The sequence below is a fragment of the Aminobacter sp. P4_H6_2 genome (assembly GCF_056400805.1).
Window position 1 is genome coordinate 1 of the sequence record NZ_JBFUKO010000358.1, and the last position, 5,508, is coordinate 5,508.

Here is a 5,508-nt window from a genome sequence, read left to right on the forward strand (position 1 = left end):
CCACCAACATCGAAGAAAAGATGATCAAGAACGATTTCGAGTGGGCCGCCAACAACCGCAACGCAATTCTTGACGAGTGGTCCAAGCGTTACGACTCCAAGTCCGAGCCGAAGAGCTGATCCCGACTTTTGTCCGTTGAACCGGGCGCCGCCACAGGTGGCGCCCGACTCTTACCCTCAAAGCCGGATCATCACGATGAAACACGAAACCCTCGCCGAGCAGCCGCGAACTCCAGTTGACGTGAGCGCCATGACCGCTGCCAGCCTGAACGTGAAGCCCGCCTATCTGCAGATCTCCAATGTCTGGAAGGCCTTCGGCGATTTCCACGCGCTGAAGGACATTTCCCTCGACATCCGCGAGGGCGAGTTCGTCTGTTTCCTCGGTCCCTCCGGCTGCGGCAAGACCACATTGTTGCGCGCAGTTGCCGGCCTCGACCTGCAGACGAGCGGCTCGATCCGCCAGGGTGGCAAGGACGTGTCCACCTTGCCGCCGTCGCAGYGCGACTACGGCATCGTCTTCCAGTCCTATGCGCTGTTCCCCAATCTGACGATTGCCAAGAACATCGCCTTCGGCCTGGAAAACACCAAGCGCCCGCGCGCCGAGATCGAAAGCCGCGTCGCCGAACTGCTCCAGCTTGTCGGCCTGCCCGACCAGGCCAACAAATACCCAGCCCAGCTTTCCGGCGGCCAGCAGCAGCGCATCGCGCTCGCCCGCGCCATCGCCATTTCGCCAGGCCTTCTGCTGCTTGATGAACCGCTCTCGGCGCTCGATGCCAAGGTACGCACGCATCTGCGCCACGAGATCAAGGAACTGCAGCGCAAGCTCGGCGTCACCACCATCATGGTCACCCATGACCAGGAAGAGGCCCTGTCGATGGCCGACCGCATCGTGGTGATGAACCACGGCGTGATCGAGCAGATCGGCTCGCCGACAGAGATCTATCGCCATCCCGCGACGCTATTTGTCGCCGACTTCATCGGCGAGGCCAACAAGTTCAAGGGCAATGCCCAAAAGGGTGCGGTGAGCTTTGGCTCCAAAACCTTCAAATGCGCGGCCCATGGGTTTGACGAAGGCGCACCTGTCATTGCGGCCATCCGCCCAGAGGATGTGATCCCGCACGGGCCCGGCGCCCGTTCTCCGGGTGCACCCGATGTGGTGAAGCAGCCGCAAAACCTGCTCGATGTGACGATCGGCGAAATGGAATTCCTCGGCTCGTTCTGGCGCACGCGGCTGCGTGGCGTCGACCTCGGCGACGAGACGCTCATTGCCGACTTCTCGATCAATGCAGCGCGGCGCCTGACATTGGCGGAGGGTGCTGCTCTTACCGTCGAGCTGCCGGAAGAGCGTCTCTTGATCTACCCCCGGGGAGAATGACATGGCGATGGCAATCGACGCCGTCCTGCCGGCGGGCCGCAAGCTGAAGGTTTCGCTTGACCGGGATGAAATGATCAAGCGCGGCCTGATGGTGGTCATCGCGCTCTATCTCATCGTGGCGCTGGCCGCCCCGCTCTACATCATGCTGTCGAAATCGTTTTCGACCTATAGTTTCGACCTTGCCAGGTTCGAGTTCCAGGTGAGCGACAAGGACGGCAATTGGGGTGCGCCGGTCACCGCTGCGGCCCTCAACGACAAACTCGCGGTCGTTTCGCCGCAGAAGCTTGCGACCAATTCCGATGGCCGCCTGCAAGCGACGACCTTTTTCCCCGATTTCAGCTTCCGCAGCCCGGTGAAATACAAGATCCGCGGCACAACCGAAGATGCTTCTTTCCTCGTCGGCCTGCAGCTGCACAAAGGCACCGAATGGCTTGAGCTCAGCTCCAACGAATTCCGTCGTGTGATGCTTCGACCGGCGCGTGCGATCGGTCTCGAAAACTACTCCACCTATTTCTCGACGCCGACGCTGTTCCGCTCGATCGAAAACTCGGTCTTCATCGCCTTCATCTCCACCATCGTGACAGTCGGGCTGGCCTTCGGCTTCGCTTATGCGCTCAACCGCAGTTGCATGCGTTTCAAGGATGCGTTCAAGCTGGTCGCCATGGTGCCGATCCTGGTGCCGTCGCTGCTGCCCGGCATTGCGCTGATCTATCTGTTCGGCAATCAGGGGCTGCTCAAGGACCTCCTGATGGGGGTGCCTATCTACGGGCCGCTCGGCATCGTCATCGGCTCGGTGTTCTTCGCTTTCCCGCACGCCATGATTATCATTTCGACGGCATTGGCGATCTCCGACCAGCGCCACTATGAGGCGGCCGCCTCGCTGCGCGCCAGCAGCTGGCGCACCTTCTGGACGGTGACCATCCCCGGCGCGCGCTATGGTTTGATTTCGGCGGCCTTTGTCGTCTTTACCCTCGTCATCACCGATTTCGGCCTGCCGAAGGTCATCGGCGGCCAGTTCAACGTGCTCGCCGTCGACATCTACAAGCAGGTCATCGGCCAGCAGAATTTCGAGATGGGCGCGGTCGTTTCGGTGATCCTGCTGATCCCGGCTATCGCCGCCTTCGTCGTCGACCGCATGGTGCAGAAAAAGCAGGTTGCGCTCCTGTCAGCGCGCTCGGTGCCCTATCAGCCGAAGCCGAACCGGCGCTTCGACACGCTTTGCCTGACTTGGTGTTCGCTGATCGCCGTATTCATCCTCGGCATCATGGCAACGAGCCAGCTCGCAGCCCTGGTCAAGCTGTGGCCCTACGATCTCAGCTTCAGCCTCAAGCACTTCGCTTTCGACCGCATGGACGGCGGTGGATGGGGTTCGTACTACAACTCGATCCGGCTTGCAGGCCTCACCGCGATCTTCGGCACCATCATCGTCTTTGTCGGCGCCTATATGGTCGAAAAGACCGAAGGCTTCCGTACAGGACGGTCGGCATTCCAGTTCCTCGCCATGCTGCCCATGGCGGTGCCGGGCATGGTGCTGGGTCTTGCTTACATCTTCTTCTTCAACGACCCAGCCAACCCGCTGCACGCCATCTACGGCACCATGACCATTCTGGTCGTCTGCACCATCACCCACTTCTACACCGTCGGGCACCTGACCGCGCTGACGGCGCTGAAGCAGATCGACCAGGAGTTCGAGCCGGTGGCGGCGTCGCTCAAGCAGCCCTTCTACAAGCTGTTTGCGCGGGTCACGGTACCGGTCTGCTTGCCGGCGATCCTCGACATCTTGATCTACCTGTTCGTCAACGCCATGACGACGGTGTCGGCTGTGGTGTTCCTCTATTCGAAGGACACCGCACTGGCTTCGGTCGCCGTGCTCAACATGGACGACGCCGGCGACGTGGCACCGGCAGCGGCCATGGCAATGATGATCTTCTACACCAACGCCGCAGCCCGCCTGATCCACCTGTTCCTGTCGAAAGTGCTGATCACCCGCACCCAGGCCTGGCGGCAGCGGTAGGGATCACGGCTTGACCCGATCGGGATGAGCCTTGGCGAAGGCATCGAGGCCTTCGCAACGTCCGGCGATGTCGAGGACGCGCGGTAGCGCCGAGAGATCGATGTTCCAGCGGCGCGCGTTGTAGACCTGCGGTACCAGGCAGAAATCGGCCATGCCAGGCGTGTCGCCATGGCAGAATTTGCCGGTCTCGGGATGATCGAGCAATTTCTCGAAGGCTGTCATGCCATCGCCGATGAATTTCTGCATCCAGGCATCGCGCGGCGCCTCGCCGTCGCTTGTGACCCGCATCAGCTCGGCGACCACGCCGGTGTTGCAGACCGCATGGATTTCCATGGCAATCGCATAAGACAGCTGGCGCACGCGCTGGCGCCCGACCGGGTCGGCAGGCAGGAAGCCGGCATGGCGTGTTTCATCGAGATATTCGATGATCGCCAGCGACTGGGTGAAGGCGTGGCCGTCGATCTCCAGCACCGGCACCAGCCCTTGCGGGTTGCGCGCCAGATGCTCCGATGATTTCTGGCCCCTGGCCAGCAGGTCGACGGACACAGAACGAAACTCCTGCCCGAGCATGTTGAGCGCGATGCGCACGCGGTAGCTCGCCGACGAGCGCCAGTAGTCGAACAGGACGGCGTCGGTCATCGTGGCTCAGGCCTTTTCGTATCGGGTCACGGTCTGTTCGATAGCCCCGAATATCGAATGGCCATCGGCATCGTCCATCTCGATACGGACCTGGTCGCCGAACTTCAAGAATGGTGTGACGGGCGCACCTGTCTCGATGGTTTCTATGGTCCTGATCTCGGCGATGCAGGAATAGCCAGCACCTCCTGCCGAGATCGCCTTGCCCGCGCCGCCGTCGAGCTTATTGGACACAGTGCCCGAACCGATGATGGTACCAGCACACAATGGCCGGGTCTTGGCGGCATGGGCGACCAGCGTTGGGAAATCAAAGGTCATGTCGATGCCGGCATTCGCGCGGCCAAAGGCCTTGTCGTTGACGCCCACGAGCAACGGCAAATGCAGCTTGCCGCCATGCCAGGCATCGCCCAGCTCGTCCGGCGACACCGCCACCGGCGAGAACGCCGTGGAGGGCTTCGACTGGTAAAAGCCGAAACCCTTGGCGAGTTCGGCCGGGATCAGCCCGCGCAGCGACACGTCATTGACCAGCATGACCAGCCGGATCGCCGCATGCGCCTCGTCGCGGGTCGCGCCCATCGGCACGTCATCCACGATGACCGCCACTTCGCYTTCGAGATCGATGCCCCAGGCTTCGTCGGCCATCTCGATTGGATCGCGGGGCCCAAGAAACGCGTCCGAGCCGCCCTGATAGATCAGCGGGTCGGTCCAGAAGCTTGCCGGCATCTCGGCGCCCCGGGCCTTTCGCACCAGCTCGACATGGTTCACATAGGCCGAGCCGTCAGCCCACTGATAGGCGCGCGGCAAGGGTGAGGCGGCATCATGTTCGTGGAAGCGCAGGGTCGGCTGGCTGCCGGTCTCTATGCCCTCGGCGACAAGGGCTAGGCGCGGGCCGACATGGGCCCAGTCGTCGAGTGCCGCCTGCAAGGTGCGGGCAATGTGGCCAACTTCCGAGCAGCGGGTCAGGTCTTTCGAAAYGACGACAAGGCGGCCGTCGCGGGTAGAATCTTTCAGTGTCGCGAGTTTCATGGTGTTCCCGTCTTCACTTGATGCCAGGTGTGCCGTCGAATTTGCGTTCGAGACCATCCCAGCAATCGATGTAATTGTCCTGCAAAGTTTCCAGCTCGGCGGCGAATTTGGTCAGCTGCTGGGGAAATCGCGTCTCGAACATGAAAGCCATTGTGTGGTCGAGCTTGACCGGCTTGAGCTCGCCGTTCGACGCTTTTTCAAAGCCCATGGCGTCAGGCCCGTGCGGCAGCATCATGTTGTGCAGGCTCATGCCGCCCGGCACGAAGCCCTCCTCCTTGGCGTCGTACTGGCCGTAGATCAGGCCCATGAACTCGCTCATGATGTTGCGGTGATACCAGGGCGGGCGGAAGCTGTGCTCGGCCACCAGCCAGCGCGGCGGGAAGATGACAAAGTCGACGTTGGCCGTGCCCGCTTCTTCCGTCGGGGCCGTCAGCACCGTGAAGATCGACGGGTCGGGG

5 protein-coding genes and 1 pseudogene are annotated in these 5,508 nt (G+C 61.9%); 3 read left to right on the plus strand and 3 right to left on the minus strand.

Features of this window, described 5'->3' with window-relative positions; all coding sequences use genetic code 11:
• The 3 genes and pseudogenes from AC1DUU_RS21565 to AC1DUU_RS21575 all read left to right on the plus strand — a co-directional run.
• Positions 1-119 (plus strand): annotated as a pseudogene (locus AC1DUU_RS21565) (putative 2-aminoethylphosphonate ABC transporter substrate-binding protein); the annotation flags it as partial.
• A gap of 76 nt (positions 120-195) precedes the next feature.
• A complete protein-coding gene (locus AC1DUU_RS21570) occupies positions 196-1,374 on the plus strand; it encodes a putative 2-aminoethylphosphonate ABC transporter ATP-binding protein (RefSeq protein ID WP_476785434.1) in 1,179 nt (392 codons plus the stop codon).
• A gap of 1 nt (position 1,375) precedes the next feature.
• Complete coding sequence (locus AC1DUU_RS21575) at positions 1,376-3,388, plus strand: putative 2-aminoethylphosphonate ABC transporter permease subunit (RefSeq protein WP_476785435.1); 2,013 nt, start codon at positions 1,376-1,378, stop codon at positions 3,386-3,388.
• Positions 3,389-3,391: 3 nt separating this feature from the next.
• Here AC1DUU_RS21575 and maiA read toward each other — a convergent pair whose 3' ends face one another.
• From maiA to AC1DUU_RS21590, 3 genes are all read right to left on the minus strand, one after another.
• Positions 3,392-4,027 carry a maleylacetoacetate isomerase gene (maiA, locus tag AC1DUU_RS21580; RefSeq protein WP_476785436.1) on the minus strand — a complete coding sequence of 212 codons (636 nt, stop codon included), beginning with the start codon at positions 4,025-4,027 and terminating at the stop codon, positions 3,392-3,394.
• Positions 4,028-4,033: 6 nt separating this feature from the next.
• Entirely contained in the window at positions 4,034-5,050 is a 1,017-nt protein-coding gene (locus AC1DUU_RS21585; protein WP_476785437.1) for a fumarylacetoacetate hydrolase family protein, read from the minus strand.
• A gap of 13 nt (positions 5,051-5,063) precedes the next feature.
• Positions 5,064-5,508, minus strand: a 445-nt coding sequence (locus AC1DUU_RS21590) for a homogentisate 1,2-dioxygenase domain-containing protein (protein ID WP_476785438.1), incomplete at its 5' end; no start/stop codon positions are given.

Coding starts and splice junctions, on each gene's coding strand:
- AC1DUU_RS21575 (WP_476785435.1), top strand. CDS start 1,376: ATGGCGATGGCAATCGACGCCGTCCTGCCGGCGGGCCGCAAGCTGAAG.
- maiA (WP_476785436.1), bottom strand. CDS start 4,027: ATGACCGACGCCGTCCTGTTCGACTACTGGCGCTCGTCGGCGAGCTAC.